The following is a 23449-nucleotide window of genomic DNA, read 5'->3' as shown; positions in this document are numbered from 1 at the left end:
ACCAGTATCCAATATATTGGATGCGAAAGGTTGGATTGCAACATGAAGGTGCAACGAATACGGCAGAGCGCCAACTCTCCGGCGGGCATGAGCGAACCCGTCATCGGAATACTCGGAGGCATGGGGCCGGCCGCTACTGCGGACTTCTACTCCAAACTCGTTGCCCTGACGCCAGGTTCGACGGATCAGGAGCACCCCAAAGTTGTCATCTGGGCCGATCCCACGGTTCCCGACCGGACATTGGCACTCACCGAGGACGGCCCGGACCCCACCCCCTGGCTGCTCCGAGGTGCGCGCGTCCTCCGAGAGTCGGGCGCAACGACGCTCGCCATCCCATGCAATACCGCCCACGCCTTCCTGCCCGCCATCTCATCCCAACTGGGACTTCCCGTCGTCCACATGATCGACGAAGTTGCTCGGCACATCCGGACGCTCTCACCCGCCGTCACATCCGTCGGACTGTTGGCCACCACGGGGACGGTTCGCACCGGGTTGTATCAACAATGGCTGTCGGAATACTCGATTGACGTCCTGGTGCCAGGACCTGCGATCCAGGACGAACTGGTGATGCCGGCGATCCGAGCAATCAAGAGTGGCAACGTCGGAGACGAGACCACCGACAAACTCGTCAGGGCCGCCGATCTTCTCGTCGAATCGGGCGCGCAGGTCGTCGTGGCCGGATGCACCGAGATTCCGCTCGGACTGCCCGCCGACGCCACAACCTGTCAGATCATCGATCCGGCAACAATTCTCGCCCGCGCGCTGCTCCTACGCGTTGCGGATGCCCGGAAACACGCGTCGTTGGCCGACCTGGGCTGACCTGCGACAAGCAACGTGCAGAGTACGATATCCAGTATGTTGCGTGGCGGTAAACCGGTTGAGCGAGCACGAATGAGCGACATCGCTCTCGAACGCATTCGCGAAGCGATCGTCACCGGTGAACTGGCGCCGGGCTCGAAGATCAAGGACAGCGAACTCGCCGAGTATCTGGGATTGAGCAGAACTCCGGTCCGCGAAGCGCTCGCAAGGCTGGTCGACACCGGACTCGTGGAAGCGAAGCCCGGTGCGTACACGCGCATCACCACCCTCGACCGCGGCGACGTCGAGGCAACACTCGCAGTCATCGAAGCTCTCGACCAACTGGCCGTCGTCACCGCTGTACCGAACCTCACCGACGAGATGATCGGGGCGATGCGCTCCGCCAACAAAGACTTCGCCGCTGCCGTCAAGCGAAACGACATAGGCCGAGCGCTGACCGCGGACGATCGCCTACACAGCGTCATCATCGACGCTGCGGCAAATCCGCTGTTGAAGAAGCTGATTCACCAGGTTCACCCACAAATTCACCGCATCTACTACCGCAAGTTCTCGAGCCTTCTCGGCAGCCAGGACTCCGTCGACCATCACAACAAGCTGATCGAGCTGTGCGCAGACCACGATGCCGAGGCGGCAGCGACACTGTCGGCCGAACATCGACGCCATCTCGGCGGGCTGATCGGTGAACTCTTCGACGCCGACGAGTTCGCGCTCTCGGACTGACCGACGCCCGAATACAAGTTTCGGCGCTTGCCTATATTGGCCATTGCCGATATAAATGACTGGTGCATGCGTTCGACGTTCTCGGAGACCCAGTTCGGCGAAGAATCATGGAGATCCTGTCCAGCGGCGAGCGCTCGGCGGGTCAGATCGCCGAAGTCGTGGCAGCGGAGTTCGGAATCTCGCAACCGACCGCGTCCGGGCACCTGCGAGTGCTCCGAGAAAACGGATTCGCCACAGTCCGCAGCGAAGGCACCAGGCGTCTCTATGCCGTCGAGCCCGCGCCATTGCAAGAAGTGGACCATTGGCTCGACGGATTCCGGCAGTTCTGGAGCGGTCCTCTCGACGCATTGGCCACAGAACTCGCACGAGGGAAACGACGCGGCTCCGAGCGGAGCAGATCTTCACAATCGAATTCTTCCGACGAAGGAGACTCACAATGACCGAGATCGCGAACCAGGACACCAGCCTCACCGCGGTGGAGCGGAGCATGGGCAACCGCGACATCGCAGAAGGTGCGGCTCGAACTGCCGTACTCAAGCGCCGCTACAACGCGTCGGTCGACGACGTCTGGGACGCCATCACGACCCCTGACCGCATCAACCGTTTCTTCCTTCCGGTGAGCGGAGACTTCCAGGTGGGCGGCTCGTACGCCTTCGAAGGCCAGGCAAGTGGCGAGATCCTGGCCTGCGACGCCCCACGCCTGCTGCGACTGCAGTGGACACCGCCCGGCGATCGCGGATACAGCGATCAGGTCGAGATCAGGCTGACTGCAGACGGCCCCGACGCCACCTGGCTCGAGTTGGAGCACGCCTCCGTCGCCGATGTCTTCCGCAACGACCCTGACACCGGCTGCTACGGCGTCGGAACCGGCTGGGAAGGCCCACTTCACTACCTGGGCGAATACTTGCGCGGCACTCTCCCTGATGCGCCGAGCACCGAGTGGTACACCTTCGACGAAGCAGAGGAGCTTCGTCTGGCCAACTTCCGAGGGTGGGAGTGGGCAAAGATCGAGGCAGAGCACGGCGGCCGATAACGCCCAATTCTTCGAAAACGGTCACAAGATGGCCGTTTGCTTTGTATCGTGACCGAGCTGGACGTATGTCCAGCAGTTTTGGTGGCTTCCTTTCGTGCCACACCTGCTTCGGTCCACGAGAAGAGAGCTCCACATGGCGCCACAACCCGTAGTCGACAACGCGGCCACGACGCGACGCACGCACATCATCCGGACAGTTCTCGCTGTCCTCGTCATCGCACCGCTGTCGATTGCGGCGTTCTACATGTGGGCACTGTGGGATCCGGGCGACACGGTCAACCGCTTGCCCGTCGCCATCGTCAACGCCGATGCCGGCACAGAACTCGACGGAACACGTCTGCAAGCCGGCGATGAAGTTGTTGCCGCGCTCGTCGAGAGCGGAGACGTTGCATGGAAGGTCGTCTCGGAACAGGAAGCCGCCGACGGCGTCAACGACGGCACCTACTACTTCTCGGTCGTCATTCCCAAGACTTTCAGCGCAGACGTGGCCAGTGCCGCATCGGGTTCGGGCCGCAAGGCCGAACTCGACGTCTTGTACAACGATTACAACAGTCTGGTCGCCGGCCCGGTCGGTGAAAGCATCATCGCTCAGGTGCGCTCGGCGGTCTCCGAGTCGATCGGCGAGCAGTCCATCGACCAGGTGCTGGTCGGGTTGGGTGAACTCGGAACAGGATTCGGTGAAGCAGCCGCTGGCGCGCAACAACTCTCCGACGGATCCTCCGAAGCACTCGCCGGAACCAACGAGCTCTACGCCGGAAGCAAGGAACTCGCCACCGGCATGGGTGAAGCGAATCAAGGCGGCAAGGAGCTGGCCGCCGGAGCCGGCGAGCTGGCTGCTGGAGCGAACGAAGCTGCTGCAGGCTCGGGCGAGCTGAGCAGCGGACTCAACCAGTTGGTCGGGGGAACCGACGAACTCGGCGCAGGAGCCCTTCAGATCAGCGAAGTGGTCGACATGGTCACCACCCCGGTACTCGACCTCGCGGGGTCCTCGGACGCCGTCGTCGGTCAGATCGACGCCCTCACGTCGATGCTTCGAAACTCGGCTGATCCGGTCTCCGCCGGACTCGTCGAAGCCCTGGATGGACTGCGGGCTTCCCTGACTGCACAACCGTCGGACGACGACGTGATCGGTCAGCTCGGCCAGCTTCGCGACGGTGCGCGGGAGATCTCGCGCCAACTCACCGATCCGAGCAGCGACTACCGTGGCGGGCTTCTTGCCGCGGCGGCCGGTGCAGGTGAACTCAACACGGGACTAGGCCAACTGTCCGACGGCGCAGGCCAACTCTCTACCGGCGCACTGGAACTCTCCACCGGCCTCGGGCAGTTGGACACCGGAAGTATTGCGCTCCGTGACGGTCTCGGGCAGCTATCGGCCGGCGTCGGCGAGCTCGACGCGGGCAGCGCAGAACTCGCCACCGGTTTGTCCGACGGCGCCGCCCAGGTGCCGCAGTTCTCGGACGACGAACGCGCCACCACAGCCAATCTGCTCTCGTCCCCGGTTGCCGTCGACGCGCGGAACAACTATCCCGCAGCCGGTTTCGGACCGGGAGCCGTCCCTGCCGTAATCTCGGTGGCACTGTTCCTGTGCGGAATTCTCACGTGGTTCGTCGTCCGTCCACGACGCGGACGTTCACTGAACTCGCACACCAGCGTGGTGCGTGAGGGGCTGCGCCGCTACCGCATTCCCGCCCTGGTCACCTTGGTCGCGGCGCTCGTGTTGTCGGTGGTGTCACTGACCGTGGCAAACGTCGAACCACCTAGTGTTCTGGCGATGATCGCAGTGATGATCCTGGTGGGTGCCGCCGCGGTCAGCTCGGGCAGGCTCTTCACCGTTGTGTTCGGAGCCGTCAACGGAACCTTCATCGCTTTGGGCGCCTTGATGATTCAGATCTTCGCCTTCGGCGCGGTGTACCCCATCGAACAGATGCCGACGGTTCTGCAGTGGCTGCACGCCCTGATGCCACTCACGTGGGCGCGCAACGCCATGCGCATGGTCCTTGTCGGATACTACGGCCCGAGATTCTGGGTGGCGGTAATCGCTCTGGCTGCCTTGGTGATCGGAGCCGTCCTGTTCACCATCTGGTGGCGCCGCCGACAAGAACCGCCGACCGACGCCGATGACGACGCGCCGATCACCGAGGAGATCGTGTACCTCCAGCAAACGCAAGCGTGAGCCGGATCAGCGAACGAGCGTCGTACGCATCAACATGACGTTGTAGTCGGCCCACGTGGTGGCAAGGAAGTACAGATCCGAACCACTGGACCACGGGTGGATGTATGCAGCGTAGATACCGGGAACCTCGACCAGATTGACCAATGTTTCCGGTGCCGTCCACGGACCGACCGGACTGGGAGCGGTTCGCATCACGATCGAACTGAACGCGTCGGCGTACATCGCCACGAACTTGCCGAGGAACTCGTTGTACTGAACGGAGATCTCCCCGATGCGGCCGTCCATGACGGGTACGGCCGCAGCGGGATCGGCACGGATCCAGCCGTTTCCGTTCCAGTACTCGTAGGCGGAAAGATCGAGGATCGCCCCCTCGGGCACGCGAGAAAGTCGAACCTCGCCGGATCGTCCCGCGGGGGTTCCGTAGTTGTAGACCAACCCGCCGTCCTTCACCATCGAGCTCATCTGAAAGTTCTCGCTACCGGCGACGGGGGCGACACCCGCGGGAAGAACCCCACCGATATTGGGGCGCAGCGTCTCCGGACGCATGGTCCACGTCTCGCCGTTGTCCGAGGAGGTGGCAATCTGTGAGTAGTTTGTACTCCACTGCCCGGCCTCGCCCCAGTTGCGCACCGACATGTAGCTCAGATACTGCACACCGTTCACTGCTATGCCGCTCGTGGGGATACTGGAAGCCTCGACGCCCGGAATCTTCAGACCGGAGATGATCTCACGCGCCTGACCGGTACCGTCCTTCGGCGCGCTGTCGATGCGCATCCCGTCGGCGAGTACCCGATCCGAGCTGCGGAAGAGCACATTACTTCGCCACTCGCCCACCAAACCGTCGCAGGTGGGGTTACGACTGAGCCCGGTGGTATCGCCGAAAGCGGTCAGAATCTGCCCCGCACCGTTGTCCCACATGATGCCCAGGTCGGTTCCCAGGACATTGAAGCGATCAACCGTCTTGTTGGGACTGTATGTGCCGGTGATCTTTTCGATCGCGGTAGTACGACCGGACAGACCTGGCAACCCTCCGGTGTTGCCGTTGAGCCACGGCGCCGCATTGGCCGGACCTCCACTACTACCGACGCCACTGACTCCGACGCATCCCGGCGCAGCCATCGCCGGCGAAGCCACCGCCGTGACGGCAGCAGCTGCCAGAGCAGCAACTACCCCGAACACCCCCAACGATCTCCCCGCGCGAAACATGACTCCCCCATGGCCGGGATTGTTGGTGTTGTCGTCGTCGTTCCCCCCGAACCTCGGACAATCTAGCAACTGCAGTCACAGATAACCCAATCAGACAAAGACGCGAAAAGGCCTGAAAGTCATAGTAGTTCAGACTTTCAGGCCTTTTCGGACAGAGAAGATCAGTCAGTAGGTCAGCGCGCTCCGCTCGCACCGCCGTCGAGTGGAATCACCGCGCCGGTCAGATAAGCCCCGGCACGTGAAGCCAGGAAAATGGCAAGACCTGCAGCATCCTGGGGAGTTCCGACCCTGCCCAACGGGACCGAGTCCGCCACAGCCTTTGCACTTTGCTCGTCCTCGAGGAGGAATGCCATCATCTTCGACGGGAACGGGCCCGGCGCAATGGCATTGACCGTGATCTGTTCCCCCGCAAGCGTTGCCGCGAGCTTGCGCGTCAACATGTGCACCGCAGCCTTACTGGCTCCGTACGAGAAGTTCTCCGAACCCGACACCACGAGTCCGTCGATCGATCCGATATTGATCACGCGCGCGGGATCTTCCGCAGTGGCTGCAGAACGCAACTGCGGCAACAGCTTCTGCGTCAAGAGGAAGATTGCCTTGACATTGATGTCGAAAATCTTGTCGAAGCCGGCAGCCGGAAAATCGTCGACGGGAGCTCCCCACGTGGCACCGGCGTTGTTGACCAGTACGTCGAGCGTCGGCGAAATCTCGGCGACCTTCGCAGCGAGGCTCTCGATCCCCTCGTCCGTGGACAGATCGGCCGGATGCGAGATGCAGGTGCCGAACTCCGAAAGCTTTCGCGCGGCTTCGTCACAGGCTTCGGCTTTTCGGGCCGAAATGACGACCGTCGCTCCGCCTTCGACAAATCCACGAGCGATCATGTATCCGATGCCGCGTGATCCACCGGTGACCACAACGGTCTTGCCACTGACGTCGAACAGTCCCTCGATCAAGCTCATGCGACCTCGAAAAGCCCGGCAGCACCCATGCCGCCGCCGATGCACATGGTCACCACCACGAGCTTGGCTCCGCGCCGTTTTCCTTCCAGAAGAGCATGGCCGACCAGACGAGCACCCGTCATTCCGTACGGATGGCCGACGGAGATACCGCCGCCGTCGACGTTGTACTTCTCGGGATCGATCCCGAGCTTGTCGCGGCAGTACAGGGCCTGAGAGGCGAAGGCCTCGTTGAGTTCCCAGAGATCGATGTCGTCGACCTTCAGTCCGTGAAGATCCAGCAGACGCGGAATCGCGAACACCGGTCCGATGCCCATCTCGTCGGGAGCACAACCCGCGACAGCCATCCCACGGTAGATACCGAGAGGAGCCAACCCGCGGCGTTCCGCCTCGCCTGCCTCCATTAGCACCGAAGCGGAGGCACCGTCCGAGAGCTGAGACGAGTTGCCCGCAGTGATGGAGGAATGCGCACTGACAGTCCCGTCGGCCAGAACCGGTCGCAAACTCGACAGCCCTTCCAATGTGGTGGAAGCGCGGTTGCCTTCGTCCCGGGTCAGCGTCACGGACTCGCTGCGGATCTCACCCGTCTCTTTGTCCTGCACTTGCTTGATCGAGGGCAGCGGGACGATCTCGAGATCGAACCGACCTGCGTTCTGAGCTGCTGCGGTCCGCTGCTGCGAGACGAGCGCGAACTCGTCCTGCTGCTCGCGGGTCACTCCGTAGCGCTCGGCGACGATCTCGGCCGTGTGCAGCATCGGCATGTAAATCGACGGCTTGTTTTCCTTCAGCCACGGATCAGCCGCGCGGAAGTTGTTCATGTGATCGTTCTGGACCAACGAGATCGATTCGACTCCGCCGCCGACCGCGATCTGCATTCCGTCGTCCACGATCTGCTTTGCTGCGGTCGCGATGGCCATGAGCCCGGACGAGCACTGACGATCGATCGTCATTCCGGAAACCGAGTCCGGAAGCCCGGCCCGCAGCACCGCTTGCCGTGCGACGTTGCCGCCGGAAGATCCCTGCTGCAGCGCAGCGCCGAGGATGACGTCCTCAACCTCGCCGCCCTCGAGGCCCGCGCGCTGAACTGCATTCGAAATGGCATGTGCAGCAAGCTCTTGAGCCTGAGTGTTGTTGAACGCGCCGCGGTACGCCTTACCGATCGGGGTACGGGCGGTGGAAACGATGACAGCTTGCCTCATCGGGGAAACCTTTCGTCGAACACGAAGTGCTGTGCGCCTTTATTAACCGCCGGGGGTTAATAAAGGCGCACAGCAAAGAATCAGGGCTGGAACACGACGCGACCGACAGTGGTGCCGTCGCCGAGGCGACCGATACCGTCGGCAACGTCCGTCAACGACAACCGCTCACTGATCAGTGGTTTGACCAAGCCGGCATCGGCGAGCCTGGTGAGCTCGACGTGGCAGTCGTCGATGGCCTGCTGGTTGTAGGCCTTGTACAGCCCCCAGTGCAGTCCGATGATCGAATAGTTCTTGATGAGAGCGTGATTGAGTGCCGGCTGCGGGATCGTGCCACCAGCGAAGCCGATGATGACGATCCGTCCCTCGAAGGCGATGCACTTGGTGGACTTCGCGTAGGCGTCGCCGCCGACCGGATCGAAGACCACGTCGGCGCCCTTGCCGCCAGTGAACTCCTTGACCGCTGCCACGAAGTCTTCACTGTGACGGTCTACGACGAGGTCTGCGCCGAGCTTGCGCGCGTACTCGGCCTTGTCCGGGCCGCCGACGACGCCGATGACCTTGGCGCCTGCCGCCTTGCCGAGTTGCACTGCCGCACTACCGACACCACCCGCAGCAGCGTGGACCAACAACGTCTCACCCTCGAGCAGTTGGGTGCGGCGATGCAGAGCGAACCACGCTGTCTGATAGCCGATGCTCAGAGCGGATGCTTCCGCGTCGTCGAGAGCCGACGGCGCCGGGAACGTGTTGTTCTGATCCAGTACCGAGTACTCGGCGAATCCGCCGGACGGCAGACTCGGATTACCGATCACCCGGTCCCCCACTGCGAACTTGGTCACCGATTCACCGACCGAGACCACTTCACCACACAGTTCGACACCGGGTGTGAAGGGCAGTGGCGGCTTGATCTGGTACTCACCCCGGCACATGAGGACGTCGGGGAAGTTGGCCGGAGCCGCCATCACCTTGACCAACATCTCCGTCGCATTCGGGGTGGGATCCGCGGTCTCCTCCAACGCGAGTACATCGCGGGGTTGACCGAGTTCGTTGACGCGCCAAGCCTTCACAGCAATTCTCCAGACAGATAGTGGGTGAGTTTCAGGACGAGATCGGGAGGTCGACCAACTCGGCGAGGCGTGCCCGATGCTGATACGCGGTTCCCAGCGACAGCTGATCGCTCTTCGCCCGTTTGAGGTACAGGTGCGCCGGATACTCCCACGTCATTCCGATACCACCATGGAGTTGGACGCATTCCTCCGCAGCATGAACCGCGACGCCGCTGCAGAATGCCTGGGCCACCGTCGCTGCGATCGCCGCATCGGCGTCGCCGCGCGCGTAGGTGTCCGCCGCATATCGTGCTGCCGCTCCCGAAGAGCTGACTTCGAGCCAGAGATCGGCGAGGCGGTGCTTGATCGCCTGGTACGAACCGATCGCCCGGCCGAACTGCTTGCGCTCCTTCACATACGCGAGAGTCGTTTCGAGGCACCACTGAGCTACAGCGAACTGTTCGGACGCCAGAAGTGCGCTTCCGCAGAGCAACGCTTCCTCGACCGCTTGCGCCGCATTGCCGCTGTCGACCCGCACCGACGACGACCCCGAGAACTCGACGTCCGCCAATCGGCGCGTCATGTCCAGGGACAGAACCGGCGTGACGGTAGCGTCGGCGATCCGAACGGTGTGCAGCTCCAGGCCGCTCTCACCGGCAACCGGAACAACAAGAACATCGGACTCGGCGACGCCGGCAACCGTCGTGACGCTGCCGACGAGTCCACTCGCCGTTACCTTGACAGTAGGTGTGAAAGTTCCTGGTGCAGTGGACAACGGGACGACCAGAGCAGCCGTCGAATCCCCCGCTGCCAATTGACCGAGCACCTCGGTCTCGCCGGCCTTCAGCAACGCCGTCGTCGCCAGCACCGCGCTGGTGAAGAACGGAACGGGAGCGACCGCACGTCCGATCTCCTCCATCACGACCGCCGCCTCACGCGTCGACGCACCTGCCCCGCCCAGTTCCTCGGGTACCAGCAGTCCCGCCATACCGAGTTCCGACGCCAGCGACTTCCACAGCCCGGTGAAGTCGGCGGATACGTCGTCGTACGCCGTGACCACGGTGTCGGCGCCGGCCCGCTCGCTCAGCAGTCGTCTGACGCTGGCTCGCAGATCTTGTTCGGTCTCGGAGTACAGCAGATCGGCGCTCATCGGGGTAGGTCCTTCCAGGCGATGTCCTTGTCGACGCGATGCTCGGGCGGCAACCCGAGTACGCGTTCTGCGATGACGTTGCGCAGGATCTCCGACGTTCCGCCCTCGATCGAATTGCCCTTGGCTCGCAGGTACCGGTATCCGGGTTCACGCCCGGTGAAGTCGACGGAATCCGGTCGACGCAGCGTCCAGTCGTCGTAGCGCAGACCGGCTTCGCCGTGCAGCTCGAGGTCGAAACCCGAAATCTGCTGGGCCAAACCGGCAAACGCGAGCTTCATTCCCGAGCCTTCGGGGCCGGGCTGGCCGGCGGCGAGCTGCTGGCGCAGTCGCTCACCGGTCAGACGCGCAACTTCGGATTCGGTCCAGAGCCGCATCAACTCGTCGTGCATTGCCGGATTACGCAGCTCGGGCTCGTCACGCCAGGCCTGAGCGACCTTTCCGATCATGCCTCCCTCACGCGGTGCGCCCGAACCGATGGCAACACGCTCGTTGTTCAGGGTGGTGGTCGCAACCTTCCACCCCTGGCCTTCGGCTCCGAGGCGATTGGCGTCCGGAATCCGGACGTCCGTGAGGAATACCTCGTTGAATTCGGCCTCGCCGGTGATCTGACGCAGCGGCCGGACATCGACGCCCGGGTCGGTCATGTCGCAGATGAAGTAGCTCAGACCCGCATGCTTGGAACGTGACGGATCGGTCCTGGCCACGAGAATCGCCAGCTGCGCATTCTGCGCGCCCGACGTCCATACCTTCTGCCCGTTGACTATCCAGTCGTCGCCGTCGCGGACGGCGCGGGTAGCGACGGCCGCGAGGTCCGACCCTGCGCCCGGTTCACTGAACAGCTGGCAGTAGACCGTCTCCGCAGTCCACAACGGGCGCAGGAACTTCTGCTTCTGCTCCTCGGTACCGAAGGCGGCGATGGTCGGTGCCGCCATGCCGAGTCCGATCCCGTTCTTGCCGGTGGCCGGGCCGGGTGCGCCGGCGGCCTCCAGCTGAGCGTTCACCTGACGCTGAAAGCTCTGCGGTACACCGAGTCCCCCATGACCTTCGGGGAAATGAACCCACGCCAGTCCGGCGTCGAATCGTGCGCCGAGGAAATCCGATACCGACACACTGTTCGGATCGTTCTCCGCGAGAAGCGTGTTCACCTTTTCGGTGAGATCACGCGATACTGCCTCTTCGTCGAAAGCCATGCCCATTCCTTCGGTTCGAGCGGTGAGCGGACGGTCAGTCCTTCGGTCCACCGGCGACGTAGACGACCTGACCGGAAACGAAGCCCGCGCCTTCACTGACGAAGAACGACGCGGTGTGCGCGATGTCCTCGGGCTGACCGACGCGGTTGACCGGAATCTGCGAAGCGGCAGCGGTCTTGAAGTCCTCGAAGCCGACTCCCATGCGCTCTGCCGTTGCGGCGGTCATCTCGGTTTCGATGAATCCGGGGGCAATGGCGTTGGCGGTGACGCCGAACTTGCCCAATTCGAAGGCCAATGTCTTGGTGAATCCCTGCATGCCGGCCTTGGCTGCGGAGTAGTTGACCTGTCCGCGGTTGCCGAGAGCCGACGTGCTCGAGAGGTTCACGATGCGGCCGAACTTCGCTTCCACCATGTACTTCTGCACCGCACGCGACATGAGGAACGCTCCGCGCAGATGGACGTTCATCACCGAATCCCACTCGGCGACGCTCATCTTGAACAGAAGGTTGTCGCGAGTGATGCCGGCATTGTTGATCAGCACGGTAGGTGCACCGAGTTCTGCGGCCACACGATCCACCGCTGCAGCAACCGAAGCCTCGTCGGAGACGTCAGCGCCCACGGCCAGTGCTTGGCCGCCTGCGGCCTTGATCGCGTCGACGGTTCCGGCACACGCTGCTTCGTCGAGGTCCAGCACGGCAACGGCAAAGCCGTCTTCCGACAGTCGCTTGGCCACTGCCGCACCGATTCCGCGTGCTGCACCCGTGACAATTGCGGTTCTACGTTCCTGGCTCACTGGCCCTCCATAATTTCGTGATTCGACGGACACCGGACGATCTCGTCAGATCCCGGCCTGATCTGCAATTTCCCTGGCTTTGGCTACCAAGGCGTCAATACGTTCCACGGTGGGAGTTCCGCTCTCGGCGGCATTCTGCGGTTCGTCGCGGGCGCGACGCATCACGCCCTCGGCGATCACGGCGATCTTCCACAGCCCCAAGGTGTGCCAGAACTTCAGCGCAGCCGGATCCCGTCCGGTGGCCTCGAGATAGATCCGGGAGATCTCCTCTCGCGAAGGGAATCCCGGGAGCGCTGACGCCGGGAAATCGCCACCAGTGTCCTCCCCTGCCGCCGGCCAGTACGCCAACAAGCTTCCGACATCGGCCAACGGATCACCGAGTGTGCAGAGTTCCCAGTCGAGGGCCGCGACAACTTCGCCGTTCTCAGCGGAGGTGATCACGTTGCGTAGGTGAAAGTCGCCGTGCACCAACGTGGTTTCGGTGTGAGCCGGCTGAGCTGCAATGAGACGTCGGGTGAGATCGTCCAGGTCAGGACATTCCCGCGTCTTCGACTGTTCCCACTGTCCGCCCCAGCGCTTCAGCTGCCGTGCAGCGTAAGGCTTGTGGCTTGCCAGGTCGTCGAGACCGGCCTTCCCGAGGTCGACGGCGTGTATCTTCGCCAGCGTCTGAGCGAGCGAGATTCCGATTGCCCGGCGACGATCTTCCGACAACGCCTCAGCAAGAGGCATTCGGTCCACCACTTCGCCGTCCACGAATTCCATGAGGAGCAGCGGAACTTCGGTGACGGCTGGATCCTCGGTCAACCCGAATACTCGCGGCGAAGGCACGTCGGTGGATTCGAGAGCGCTCAGGATTCGAGCTTCGCGCGCCACGTCGTGAGCCGAGGCCAGCAGGTGCCCCAGCGGTGGGCGTCGTAGCACCCAGCGATTGCCGTCTTGATCGCGAACCAGGTACGTGAGATTCGACTGCCCCAGACCGATTCGATCGAAGGACAACGGCCCGGTGAAGTCGATCCCCAGGCCTGCTATCCACCCGGTGACCGCTTCGGTATCGAGTCCCACTACTCCGACGCTAGCCACCGACGGACGCTCCCTGCCGGAACGGGAGTGCGTCACCCAACAACTGGCCACCGTCGATGGTCATGATCTCGCCGGTGATCCACTGGGCTGCATCCGAAACCAGGAAGGCGATGGCAGCGGCCACGTCCTCGGGTTCACCGATGCGTCCGAGAGCGGTCGACGCGGACACCGCTTCCTCATGTTCTTTCCACAGAGCTTCGGCGAGTTTGGTTCTCACCACTCCCGGAGCAACGGCGTTGACACGAATCTTCGGTGACAACTCGAGCGCCAATTGCTTGGTGATGTGGATCAGAGCAGCCTTCGACGCGTTGTACGTACCGATCCCGGCCTCGAACGCCATGCCGCCGATCGAGGCGGTGTTGACCACGGAACCACCGTGCTCGCCCATCCAGGCCCGCGCTGCCAGGCCGGTCCACAGGACTGGAGCCCACACGTTGACGTCGAAGGTCTTGGCGAAGCGCGAGTGATCCTGGTTGATGATCGGCCCGAACGACGGGTTGGTGCCCGCGTTGTTCACCAAGATGTCGAGACTGCCGAAACGCTCGATCGTCTGCTCGACGCACTTGCGTGCAGCATCCTCGTCCGTCGCGTGAGCGCCGACGCCGATCGCGTTGCCGTTCACCTGCGCGGCAGCCGCATCTGCGGATTCCTGTGAGCGCGAGGTCAGTACGACGTTTCCGCCCGCCGCCGCAATCGCCTGCACGGTCGCGAGGCCGATGCCCCGCGATGCGCCTGTGACGATTGCCGTCTTACCGGTGAGATCCAGTCCTGCCATGTCAGTTCGCCTTGACTTCGCGGTACTTGCGCAGTTCCTGCTTGGCGATGGCGCGCTTGTGCACCTCGTCCGGGCCGTCAGCCAGGCGAAGGGTGCGCATGTGGGCGTAAGCCATCGCGAGCGGGAAGTCGTCCGTGACGCCGCCGCCGCCGTGAACCTGGATGGCGCGGTCGATGATCTTGAGCGCGATGTTCGGCGCTGCAACCTTGATGGCTGCGATCTCGGTGCGCGCTTCCTTGTTGCCCACCGTGTCCATCATGTGAGCGGCCTTGAGCGTGAGGAGTCGAACCATCTCGATGTCGATACGAGCCTCGGCGATCCAGTCCTGGATATTCGCGTTGTCACTGACGGGCTTTCCGAAGGTGATGCGGGTGGATGCGCGCTTGCACATCAGTTCCAGTGCGCGCTCGGCCATTCCGATTGCACGCATGCAGTGGTGGATGCGGCCGGGGCCGAGGCGGGCCTGGCTGATCGCGAATCCTTCGCCCTCGCCGGCGAGAATGTCCTTGGCCGGGACGCGCACGTCCTCGAAAGTGATCTCGCCGTGTCCTTCGCGGTCCTGGTAGCCGAAGACCGGCAGGTTGCGCAGGATCGTGACGCCGGGAGCATCGATCGGAACGACCATCATCGACTGCTGACGGTGGGTGGCGGCATTGAAGTCGGTCTTGCCCATGACGATCAGAACCTTGCAGTTCTGGTGCAAAGCGTTGGAAGCGAACCACTTACGGCCGTTCAGTACGTACTCGTCGCCGTCACGGTCCATACGAAGCTGGATGTTGGTGGCGTCGGAACTGGCAACCTCGGGCTCGGTCATCGCGAAAGCAGAACGGATTTCGCCTTCGAGAAGCGGCTTGAGGTACTTCTCCTTGTGCTCGTCGGTGCCGAAGAGCGTGAGCACCTCCATGTTTCCCGTGTCCGGAGCGGCGCAGTTGGTGGCTTCGGAAGCCAGGTGGCTGCGGCCCATGATCTCCGCAAGCGGTGCGTATTCCAGGTTGGTCAGCCCGGGGCCCCATTCGGGATGCGGGTGAAAGAGGTTCCACAGCCCGCGCGCCTTGGCTTCCTTCTTCAAGTCGTCGATGATCGGCGGCTGGAAGTGCGGGTTACCGGACTCACGCATCTGCTCTTCGTAGACCGCTTCGGCCGGGTAAACGTGCTTGTCCATGAAATCGAGCAGTTCGGCCTGGTACTTCTTGGTGCGATCCGAGAACTCAAACACTGACATGTGAACTCCTGACAGAGAGGGAAGGAAAATTGGGGGCTCGATGTTCGAGATGGCTGTTGACGCCCTCGACGACATCCGGGCCGTGAAATGCGTTCAGCATCAGCGATTCCGCACGCCTGGCGGAATCGGTGAAGGTCGAGTGCGCGTCGGCACTCATCTGAGACTTGATGACGGAGAGGGACGTCGGCGAGCAGTTGGCCGCGATGTCCTCGGCGTAAGCAATCGCCGCATCCAGAACGTCACCGCCGCTGACCAGGTGGTCGATCAAACCGATACGGTACGCCTCGTCGGCATCCACCATCCGGCTGGAAAGCAGAAGATCGACTGCTCGGCTGTGACCGACCAAGCGGGGCAACATCCAGGAGATGCCGTACTCCGCAATCAGGCCTCGACGCGCGAAGGCGGTAGTGAATCGCGTTGCGCTCGAACCGAAACGAACGTCACAGTACAGAGCCTCGACCATTCCGAGCCCTGCGGCAACGCCGTTGACGACAGCGATCAGCGGCTTGCGAACGGTGGTCGGGAAATCACGGTCCCGTGGTCGGACAAGATCACTTTCGGAGACGTCGCCGACGTTCTTCAAATTGCCGAGGTCAGCCCCCGAGCAGAATCCTCGACCGGAGCCGGTGACAACAATTGCTCGGACACTGGGATCATCGTCTGCTGCGGCCAAAAGGTCGTAGTACTGATCTTCGAGCTCGTTGGTCCACGCGTTGAGAACGCGGGGCCGATTGAATGTCAGGACCAGCACCGCTCCTCTCTGCTCGGAGAGGACGAGTTCCTCGGTCATCGCGTTCCCGCGAGCAGCGACGCCTGATACCGGCGCATCCCGCGCAGCCAACGGTCGTAGTCGGCGCCCTTCTGCCGGTACATGTCCAGAACGTTCTTGTGCGGAAGGATGAGGAATTCCTCGGCATCTACTGCGGCAAGAACGATTTCGGCGCATTCAGCAGGCTCGAGAACATTACCTGCCGCAAGCACGGCCCCGGTTGCGGCCTTGCCGACCGGATCGCCGGAGTTCTCGCCTTCGTAGAGAAGCTTGGTGTTGACACCCATCGGACACAGGCAACTGACGCGAACGCCCTGATCTCCGTAGGTGATCGAGAGCCACTCGGCAAACGCGACCGCGGCATGTTTGGTCACCGAGTACGCGGCGGACCCGACCTGACTGAGCAAGCCGGCAGCAGAGGCAGTGCTGATGAAGTAGCCTTCCCCGCGCTCGGTCCAACCAGGGACGAGGAGCCTGGCGGCACGAATGTGGGCGCGAACGTTGACGTCGATCGTCGTGTCCCAGACGTCCTCACTGATGTCGAGGCCCATGCCTCCGGTGACGCCGGCATTGGCGAAGTAGAGGTCGACCGGGCCGAATTCCTTTTCCGCCTGCGCGATGAGGCCCGCAATGACCGTCTCGTCGGAGACGTCGCCACCCGCAGACACTGCTGCGCCGGGATGCTCCATGTTGATCGCCTCTGCCACTGCCGAAGCTGCCGCCCCGTCGAGGTCGGCTACTACGACGCGAGCGCCCTCTGCGGCCAGTCGCTGCGCCAACGCACCGCCGATCCCCCCGCCGCCACCGGTGACAATTGCTACCTTCTGGGCAACCTTCATGAGCGATTCCTCTCGCTTGCGTCATACCTACGCGCTGACAGTGATCCACGTCTCCCCTCATGTATAGTTGAATCCGGCGTCAGTTTCAACCGTCGAATCGCGACGGTCACCCGAACGGCCCGTTCCGTCCTCCTGAACTGCGAGTAAAGGGATCAACGATGACTGAAAACCAATTGCCCGTCCGCCCGTCCACCTTCGCCGAGCTCGAGAAGCTCATCGGCCAGGAACTTGGCCCGACGGAGTGGTACGACATCACCCAGGAGCGCATCAACGCGTTCGCCGAAGCCACAAACGATCATCAGTGGATTCACGTCGACCCGGAACGAGCCGCATCGAGCCCGCTCGGCAGCACGATCGCGCACGGACTCTTCAGCCTCTCGCTGGGCCCACAGTTCTCCTACCAACTCATCCACTTCGACGGCTTCGCGCACAGCCTCAATTACGGCTACGACAAGGTTCGCTTCCCCGCTCCCGTTCCCGTGGGATCCCGGGTCCGCATGCGTGCAACCGTTGTGTCCGCGGAGCAGTTGCCCGGCGGAATCCAGGTGAAGATGAGCCAGGTGGTTGAGCGCGAAGGTTCCGACAAGCCAGTCGTCGTGGCCGAATCCGTCGCTCGCGTCGTCGAGAAAAGCTGAACAGAGAAAAGCTGAACAGAGAAAAGCTGAAACAAGACTCGGCACGTCCCGGCCGCTCGAACGTCGATACGGCCGGGGCGACCTGCCGCTTCAGGATCGGTCAGGGAATTTCAGCGCGTTAGCCCACAGGTCTGTCACCGTGGCGACAATCTGATCGAACTCCGGCGAACGCCCGTCCACCTCACCCTCATGGAGGGTGAACAGACTGTAGGCGAGCCGACTCACCATGCCGGACAGAGCAATTGACGCTGTCATTGGATCCAGCGTCGTGTCCGCGATACCACGACTCTGCAGATCTGCAATCCCGCGGGCATTACGGCGTATGAACGCATTGGCACGCTCGCTGCGGAACTTCCGGAACTCCGGGTCGATGTGAGCAACCTGCTCCATCAGCCCCATCAATTTCGCATTGCGTTGATACGCAGCCAGATACGCTCGATTACTTGCCTCGAGCACGGCGTACGGATCGTCTGCGCCCGCCACGCGTCCCATGCCCGGGTGCATCATGTCGTCTCGCGCGACCTCGAGGACGGCGGCGAAGACCTCTTCCTTGTTCGCGAAGTAGGTGTAGAACGATCCCGTCGCGCAGCCGGCTTCTTTGGCGATGTCGATCAGACGGGCATCGAGATAGCCACTACGCTCGAATACCGCGCGGGCAGCGGCAATCAGCGCTGCGCGCGTGCGGGTTCCCCGCTCGGTGGTCGGCCGATCTCGGAGCAGCGCAGGCGGAGCCACTGGCAGGGCGGCAATTCGCGATTCGTCATCGAGCACGGTGCGCTCCCCATCCTTCCGAGCCAACATCATTTCGGGACAATCCCAGCAGACTCGATGTTGACGCCGGATTCAAGTGTACGCTCTGGTGAGACCCAGGACACACAATCGGTCGATTCCTCCCGAAAGGCAGAACCATGGTTAGCGTTCTCGACCCGGTGACCCGTCACGCGGAAGTCACTCCGGACAACATCGCAATTCGAAACAGCACTGCGATCCGCGGCACGGATGAACACTGGACTTACCGGCAGCTCCACGACGCGTCCCTGGCGTTCGCCGGCCGCATTCGCGATGCCGGGTTGAGCGTAGGCGATCGGGTTCTCCTAGCGGCACCGTCGGTAGCGGAATTCGTCGTGGCGTACATGGGAATTCAGGCCGCAGGTTGTGTCGTGGTACCGATCAACACGATGTCGGCGCAACCCGAAGTCGAGTACGTTCTGGACGACGCGGAGATTTCCCTGGCCATCGCGTGGCATCAGCTCGGTCCCGCAGTCCAGGATGCAGGGAGTGCGCGCGGTGTCCCGGTGTGGACACTCACCGAAGAATCGGCGCAGGCCGATCATGCACCCGCAACTGTGGTCGACCGTGACGCAGCAGACACAACGGCGATTCTCTACACCTCCGGCACCACCGGACGCCCGAAGGGCGCTCAGCTGACCGTCGGGAATTTGTTGTCCGCCGGTGAGATCGGCGCCGAGAGCAGCCGCGGAAACCCTTCGGACCGCACCGGAACCGGACTGCCGCTCTTCCATATCTTCGGCCAGGGTTCGGTCATGATGGCAACCTTCACCGGCGGCGGATCACTGTCCCTGCTCGCCCGGTTCGACCCCGCTGCCATGCTCGACCTGGTCCGCCGGGACAAGCTCACCATCATGGCCGGTGTCCCCACCATGTGGAATGCCATGCTGCACGCCGCCGCCGATGTGGACAGCTCCGACTTCGAACAACTCAGGATCGCAATCTCCGGTGGCGCATCACTTCCCGGTGAAGTCGCTCGCGCCTTCGAAGCACGGTTCAACTGCACGATCCTCGAGGGCTACGGCCTCACCGAGACGAGCGCGTTCGGGACTTTCAACAGCATCGACCGCGTCGCAAAGATCGGATACACCGGCCGCGCCGTACCGCGCACCGAGGTCGAGGTGCGTGATCACGACGGAAATGTCTGCGAGGCAGGCACAGTGGGCGAGGTGTTCATCAAAGGACCGACGGTCATGAAGGGTTACTGGAAGCGCCCTGAAGACACCGCCGCCGTTCTTTCCGACGACGGATGGTTCCGCACCGGAGACCTCGGTGAGACCGATCCCGACGGGGACCTTCGCATCGTCGACCGAGTGAAGGACCTCATCATCCGTGGTGGATACAACGTCTATCCGGGCGAGGTCGAAGAGGTGCTCTACCAGCACCCCGACATCATCGAAGCCGCAGTGATCGGCATACCCGACGACTACTACGGGGAGGAAGTTGCCGCAGTGGTGGCCGTGCGTCCAGGCTCCGACCTCGAAGCAGACGCCGTCACTTCGTGGGCTCGGGAACGTCTCTCCGCCTACAAGATTCCCCGAGTCGTCCAGTTCATCGACGCACTCCCGAAGGGTTCGACGGGAAAGATCCTCAAGCGATCGATCGACCGAACCGAACTCCTCGCCCAGAAGCAGAACTGAAAACACAGGTGAGCCCCGGCGAGATTTCGCCGGGGCTCGCCTGTTCACTCACTCACAGAGCCCCGTCCATGCGCTCAGAGAGCGTCGAAGTACTCGATCTGCGGGGCGCCGGCGAGGAAGGGTGCCATCGCCTTTCCTGCAGCCTGGAAATGCTCGGACGTTCCGTGAGCCTTGATGGCAGCACCGTCCTGATACAACTCCATGAACTTGTAGGAATTCGCATCCGTTTTCGATCGGATCAGTTGATACAGAACCGTTCCGGGCTCCTCCGTGCGCACCTTCTCCGCAAGTTCGGCGATTACGGCTTCGAACTGCTCGCCGCTTCCGTCCTTGACGGTGATATCCGCGATGACAGCAATCATTCGTTCCTCCAAAAGTGTTCCGGCAGTGTTCGAGTGTTACCGAGAAACCTACAGTTTCACTGCGTGGGCAGTAGTCCGAACGTCGATGCCAATTGTCTGCGAGTGCTTTCTGCGTCGGTGTGGAGAATGCCGGCGATCCCCAATCGTGCCGCACCGTCGAGATTCTGTTGCAGATCGTCGATCATCACCGCGTCTTCGGGCGCGACGCCCAGTCGCTCACACGCGATGGTATAGATCTGACGAGAGGGCTTACGAATCCCGACTTCCGAGGAGATCACCACTTCGTCGGCCAGGTCCTCGAGGACAAATCCCGCATAACAATCACGCCCGAAAGCATTGGACACGAGCGCAACAGGGTGTCCCGCCGCCCGCACGTCTGCGAGCAGACGCACCATCTCCTCGTCTCGAATCAGCCCGGCTTGCATACGGTCGACCAATCCAGCACTGTCGACGACTGCGCCGTGCGCTCGTAGACGTTCTCCGAATCCGGCCTCGAAGGCCTCCTGGTCGATCTTTCCGGATTCGTGATCGGAGAGCAGCCTCTTCGAGACGTCGTCGCGGGAGAGCAGGGTCAACGGAAGTCGTGGGTCTCCCCCAAGCGAGGCCCCGAAATCTTCGAAGGCCTGAAGAACACTGGAGGTGAGAACTCCACCGAAATCGACGAGCACTGCCGTACGCGTAGGTGTCATTGCTCCATCAGACACCAAACATGAACCCGGCGTCAACATCAGTTTTGGCGCAGCGAGAATTGTAAAGTGTTGATCCACAACCGGTTGACCGTATCGAGCAGACCATCGAAGGTCACTCCGGCGGCGCCGTCCTTGCCGCCGCGGGATACGAAGTACCCGAACGCAAGTCGACTGATCATCCCGGAGAGTGCCCGAGACGTCAGTAGCGGATCCAGGTTCGCGTCCGCCAGACCGGCTTTCTGCAGCTTCTCGATACTGCGCGCGTTGCGTCGAACAAACGCGTCAGCACGCTCGAGGCGGAGAACCCGGAACTCCGGATCGATACTTGCGACCTGCTCGAGCAATCCCATCAGCTTCGCGTTCCGTCGGTACGCCTCGAGGTACGCGCGGTTGCTCGCCGCGATGACCTCAGCGGGATCCGCTCCTTTCGGAGTGTGCGGCATGCCCGGATGCATCATGTCTTCGCGCGCCAGCTCCATCACAGCCGCGAAGATCTCCTCCTTGCTTGCGAAGTAGGTGTAGAACGTACCGGCCGAGCACTGCGCCTCCACCGTGATGTCGATCAGACGCGAGTCCAGATAACCGGTCCGTTCGAAGACGGTGCGAGCCGCATCGATCAACGCTCGACGCGTACGCAAACCACGCTGAGTGGAGGGGAGTTCCCGTGACACTGTCGACGAAGCATCTTCGGAGCCTGTGCGTGCTGCAGCCATGCTCCAGTTATACGTCAGACGCCCGCTACCGGTGACCGATAGCGGGCGTCTGTTCGAGACCGAAGGTATTACCTGCCGTAGAGATGCGCGCCCGGAATTGCGTTCGGATCGTCCCGAACTTCCTTCGGGTTGGTCTCTTTCAGCACCCAAGCGCTGAAGAAGGTCACCAAGCCCATGAGTGCTACGAACACGGCAACCCATGTCGTGGTTCCGGTCTTCGCGATAAGTGCTGTCATGATGAACGGAGTGCCACCGCTGACCGTGATCGCAGCCAACTGGTAGGCCAACGATGCTGCCGAGTAGCGCACGTTGGGTGCGAACAGTTCACCCATGTATGCCGCGATAGGCCCGTAGGTCATCGACTGGAACACGCTGCCGACCGTGACTGCGATGAAGAACAGCGGCAGGGACTTGGTGTTGATCAACCAGAAGTACGGGAATGCCCAGACCACGATCGCTGCGGCGCCGATCAGGATCATCGGACGACGACCGATCTTGTCGGACATCTTCCCGGACCACAGCACCACGCCGACTGTCAGCAACGCGCTCAGGAGCGAGATGATGAGCAGTGAGTTCCGCTTCAACCCCAGTTCGGTTGTGCCGTAGCTGAGTACGCCGGCAATGCTGATGTAGAACAGTGCATTGGTGGCGGCCAGAAGTCCGCAGCCAAGCAGGATCTTGCGCCAGTGATCCTTGAGCGCCTGCGCCAGTGGAGCCTGAACGACGACATCCTTTTGGTTCTTCTTGGCGTCTTCCTGCAACTCGAGGAATTCCGGCGTGTCCTCGACCTTCGTCTGGATGTACAGAACCACGGGGAAGAGCAGCGCGCTGGCGAAGAACGGAACCCGCCAACCCCAGCTCAGGAATGCTTCGTTGGAAATGGTCGCGGTCGCGACGAGGAAGACCAGGTTGCCCAGCACTACACCGAACGAGACACCCATCTGACCGAAAGTGCCTGAGAATCCACGCTTCTTGGGACTCGCGGATTCGGTGAGGAGAAGGACGATTCCGCCCCACTGGCCACCGCAGGCGAGACCTTGGATGAATCGCAGTGTCACCAGAAGAATCGGAGCGACGACGCCGATTGCCGACGCACTCGGAATCGCGCCGATCAGGAACGTCGCGACAGCCATCAGCAACAGGCAGGTGACGACGGCGGGCTTGCGTCCGTACTTGTCGCCGAAGTGTCCGGCGACCAAACCGCCGATGGGGCGGGCAACGAAGCCGGCCCAGAACGTACTGAACGAGAGCAATGTGCCCATCAGTGCGGATGAATCGGGGAAGAACACATGCGGAAAGACCAGTGCCGCAGCCGTTCCGTACAAGAAGAAGTCGTACCACTCGATGGAACTGCCGAGCAGTCCCGCGCCGAGAAGTTTGCGGTGCGCTTTCTTCTTCTTCCGTTCCTGATCGGACAGGCCCCCTGCCTGCGTGCTCGAATCCACTGCCGATCTCGTCATGGGTTACTCCTCGATGGGTCGGACGCTCGTCGCGCCGGGAGTTGAGAAGTGAAACCGGGCCAGAAGTAGAAACTGACACCAACTTCAACTCTGTGGCGTTGCGATCAGTCTGCGATACAAAAAGAGTGATGTCAATCACTGAAATGCATTGCCGCATAAGGGACTAAATCCCCTATCGATGCTTGCTGATCACC

24 protein-coding genes are annotated in these 23449 nt (G+C 62.3%); 7 read left to right on the top strand and 17 right to left on the bottom strand.

The genetic code is table 11. From position 1 onward, the window contains the following. Nucleotides 1–42: 42 nt before the first annotated feature. The 5 genes from B0E55_RS12665 (at nucleotide 43) to B0E55_RS12645 (ending at nucleotide 4745) form a co-directional block, all read left to right on the top strand. Complete coding sequence (locus B0E55_RS12665; RefSeq protein WP_020971074.1) at nucleotides 43–819, top strand: aspartate/glutamate racemase family protein; 777 nt, start codon at nucleotides 43–45, stop codon at nucleotides 817–819. 36 nt (nucleotides 820–855) lie between these two features. Further along, nucleotides 856–1539 carry a GntR family transcriptional regulator gene (locus B0E55_RS12660; protein WP_019745689.1) on the top strand — a complete coding sequence of 228 codons (684 nt, stop codon included), beginning with the start codon at nucleotides 856–858 and terminating at the stop codon, nucleotides 1537–1539. Between the two features lie 62 nt (nucleotides 1540–1601). Then, nucleotides 1602–1979 (top strand): ArsR/SmtB family transcription factor, encoded by a 378-nt coding sequence (locus B0E55_RS12655; RefSeq protein WP_021345802.1) that lies wholly within the window; start codon nucleotides 1602–1604, stop codon nucleotides 1977–1979. Continuing rightward, the gene (locus tag B0E55_RS12650) at nucleotides 1976–2572 is read left to right on the top strand and encodes an SRPBCC domain-containing protein (RefSeq protein WP_021345803.1); all 597 of its coding nucleotides are present in this window, start codon (nucleotides 1976–1978) and stop codon (nucleotides 2570–2572) included. The genes B0E55_RS12655 and B0E55_RS12650 overlap by 4 nt, the downstream gene beginning before the upstream one ends. Nucleotides 2573–2705: 133 nt before the next feature. Further along, complete coding sequence (locus B0E55_RS12645) at nucleotides 2706–4745, top strand: YhgE/Pip domain-containing protein (protein ID WP_080909821.1); 2040 nt, start codon at nucleotides 2706–2708, stop codon at nucleotides 4743–4745. A 6-nt stretch (nucleotides 4746–4751) separates the two neighbouring features. Here the strand turns inward: B0E55_RS12645 and B0E55_RS12640 are convergent, their stop codons facing one another. From B0E55_RS12640 to B0E55_RS12585, 12 genes are all read right to left on the bottom strand, one after another. Next, complete coding sequence (locus B0E55_RS12640) at nucleotides 4752–5951, bottom strand: DUF4185 domain-containing protein (RefSeq protein WP_080909820.1); 1200 nt, start codon at nucleotides 5949–5951, stop codon at nucleotides 4752–4754. Between the two features lie 173 nt (nucleotides 5952–6124). Then, a complete protein-coding gene (locus B0E55_RS12635; protein ID WP_080909819.1) occupies nucleotides 6125–6910 on the bottom strand; it encodes a RhlG family 3-oxoacyl-ACP reductase in 786 nt (261 codons plus the stop codon). After that, nucleotides 6907–8106, bottom strand: a complete 1200-nt coding sequence (locus B0E55_RS12630; protein ID WP_080909818.1) for an acetyl-CoA C-acyltransferase — start codon at nucleotides 8104–8106, stop codon at nucleotides 6907–6909. Before B0E55_RS12630 ends, B0E55_RS12635 begins: the two co-directional genes overlap by 4 nt. An 80-nt stretch (nucleotides 8107–8186) precedes the next feature. Then, nucleotides 8187–9170, bottom strand: a complete 984-nt coding sequence (locus tag B0E55_RS12625; RefSeq protein WP_080909817.1) for an NADPH:quinone oxidoreductase family protein — start codon at nucleotides 9168–9170, stop codon at nucleotides 8187–8189. Between the two features lie 31 nt (nucleotides 9171–9201). Beyond that, the gene (locus tag B0E55_RS12620) at nucleotides 9202–10299 is read right to left on the bottom strand and encodes an acyl-CoA dehydrogenase family protein (RefSeq protein WP_080909816.1); all 1098 of its coding nucleotides are present in this window, start codon (nucleotides 10297–10299) and stop codon (nucleotides 9202–9204) included. After that, nucleotides 10296–11489: an acyl-CoA dehydrogenase family protein gene (locus tag B0E55_RS12615; protein ID WP_003943047.1), complete on the bottom strand. Its 1194-nt coding sequence runs from the start codon at nucleotides 11487–11489 to the stop codon at nucleotides 10296–10298. Before B0E55_RS12615 ends, B0E55_RS12620 begins: the two co-directional genes overlap by 4 nt. A gap of 34 nt (nucleotides 11490–11523) precedes the next feature. Continuing rightward, nucleotides 11524–12282 (bottom strand): 3-oxoacyl-ACP reductase FabG, encoded by a 759-nt coding sequence (gene fabG, locus B0E55_RS12610; protein WP_020909429.1) that lies wholly within the window; start codon nucleotides 12280–12282, stop codon nucleotides 11524–11526. A 45-nt stretch (nucleotides 12283–12327) separates the two neighbouring features. Beyond that, complete coding sequence (locus B0E55_RS12605; protein WP_029537145.1) at nucleotides 12328–13362, bottom strand: phosphotransferase family protein; 1035 nt, start codon at nucleotides 13360–13362, stop codon at nucleotides 12328–12330. After that, entirely contained in the window at nucleotides 13355–14137 is a 783-nt protein-coding gene (locus B0E55_RS12600; RefSeq protein ID WP_080909815.1) for an SDR family oxidoreductase, read from the bottom strand. Before B0E55_RS12600 ends, B0E55_RS12605 begins: the two co-directional genes overlap by 8 nt. A gap of 1 nt (nucleotide 14138) precedes the next feature. After that, on the bottom strand, nucleotides 14139–15359 hold the full coding sequence (locus B0E55_RS12595; protein ID WP_019745701.1) for an acyl-CoA dehydrogenase family protein: 1221 nt from the start codon (nucleotides 15357–15359) through the stop codon (nucleotides 14139–14141). Then, complete coding sequence (locus tag B0E55_RS12590) at nucleotides 15346–16149, bottom strand: enoyl-CoA hydratase-related protein (protein WP_080909814.1); 804 nt, start codon at nucleotides 16147–16149, stop codon at nucleotides 15346–15348. The genes B0E55_RS12595 and B0E55_RS12590 overlap by 14 nt, the downstream gene beginning before the upstream one ends. Further along, nucleotides 16146–16967 carry an SDR family oxidoreductase gene (locus tag B0E55_RS12585; RefSeq protein ID WP_020909431.1) on the bottom strand — a complete coding sequence of 274 codons (822 nt, stop codon included), beginning with the start codon at nucleotides 16965–16967 and terminating at the stop codon, nucleotides 16146–16148. The genes B0E55_RS12590 and B0E55_RS12585 overlap by 4 nt, the downstream gene beginning before the upstream one ends. A 158-nt stretch (nucleotides 16968–17125) precedes the next feature. Between B0E55_RS12585 and B0E55_RS12580 the strand changes: the two genes are divergently transcribed. Next, entirely contained in the window at nucleotides 17126–17602 is a 477-nt protein-coding gene (locus B0E55_RS12580) for a MaoC family dehydratase (protein WP_003942878.1), read from the top strand. 90 nt (nucleotides 17603–17692) lie between these two features. On the opposite strand, the gene B0E55_RS12575 is transcribed toward B0E55_RS12580, so the two are convergent. Next, nucleotides 17693–18406, bottom strand: a complete 714-nt coding sequence (locus B0E55_RS12575) for a TetR/AcrR family transcriptional regulator (protein WP_443216809.1) — start codon at nucleotides 18404–18406, stop codon at nucleotides 17693–17695. 104 nt (nucleotides 18407–18510) lie between these two features. On the opposite strand from B0E55_RS12575, the gene B0E55_RS12570 reads away from it, so the two are divergent. Then, a complete protein-coding gene (locus B0E55_RS12570; RefSeq protein WP_029256474.1) occupies nucleotides 18511–20031 on the top strand; it encodes an AMP-binding protein in 1521 nt (506 codons plus the stop codon). Nucleotides 20032–20105: 74 nt separating this feature from the next. Here the strand turns inward: B0E55_RS12570 and B0E55_RS12565 are convergent, their stop codons facing one another. The 4 genes from B0E55_RS12565 to B0E55_RS12550 form a co-directional block, all read right to left on the bottom strand. Continuing rightward, nucleotides 20106–20393: a putative quinol monooxygenase gene (locus B0E55_RS12565; RefSeq protein WP_019745706.1), complete on the bottom strand. Its 288-nt coding sequence runs from the start codon at nucleotides 20391–20393 to the stop codon at nucleotides 20106–20108. Nucleotides 20394–20449: 56 nt separating this feature from the next. Continuing rightward, nucleotides 20450–21082 (bottom strand): HAD family hydrolase, encoded by a 633-nt coding sequence (locus B0E55_RS12560; protein WP_030243853.1) that lies wholly within the window; start codon nucleotides 21080–21082, stop codon nucleotides 20450–20452. Nucleotides 21083–21120: 38 nt separating this feature from the next. Beyond that, nucleotides 21121–21795 carry a TetR/AcrR family transcriptional regulator gene (locus tag B0E55_RS12555; RefSeq protein WP_080909813.1) on the bottom strand — a complete coding sequence of 225 codons (675 nt, stop codon included), beginning with the start codon at nucleotides 21793–21795 and terminating at the stop codon, nucleotides 21121–21123. A gap of 68 nt (nucleotides 21796–21863) precedes the next feature. Further along, on the bottom strand, nucleotides 21864–23255 hold the full coding sequence (locus tag B0E55_RS12550) for an MFS transporter (RefSeq protein WP_021331755.1): 1392 nt from the start codon (nucleotides 23253–23255) through the stop codon (nucleotides 21864–21866). Nucleotides 23256–23449 lie beyond the last annotated feature (194 nt).

Source organism: Rhodococcus sp. 66b (genome assembly GCF_002076325.1).
In the GTDB taxonomy this organism is placed as follows: Bacteria; Actinomycetota; Actinomycetes; order Mycobacteriales; family Mycobacteriaceae; genus Rhodococcus_F; species Rhodococcus_F erythropolis.
This window is presented reverse-complemented; position numbering and strand designations above follow the sequence as displayed.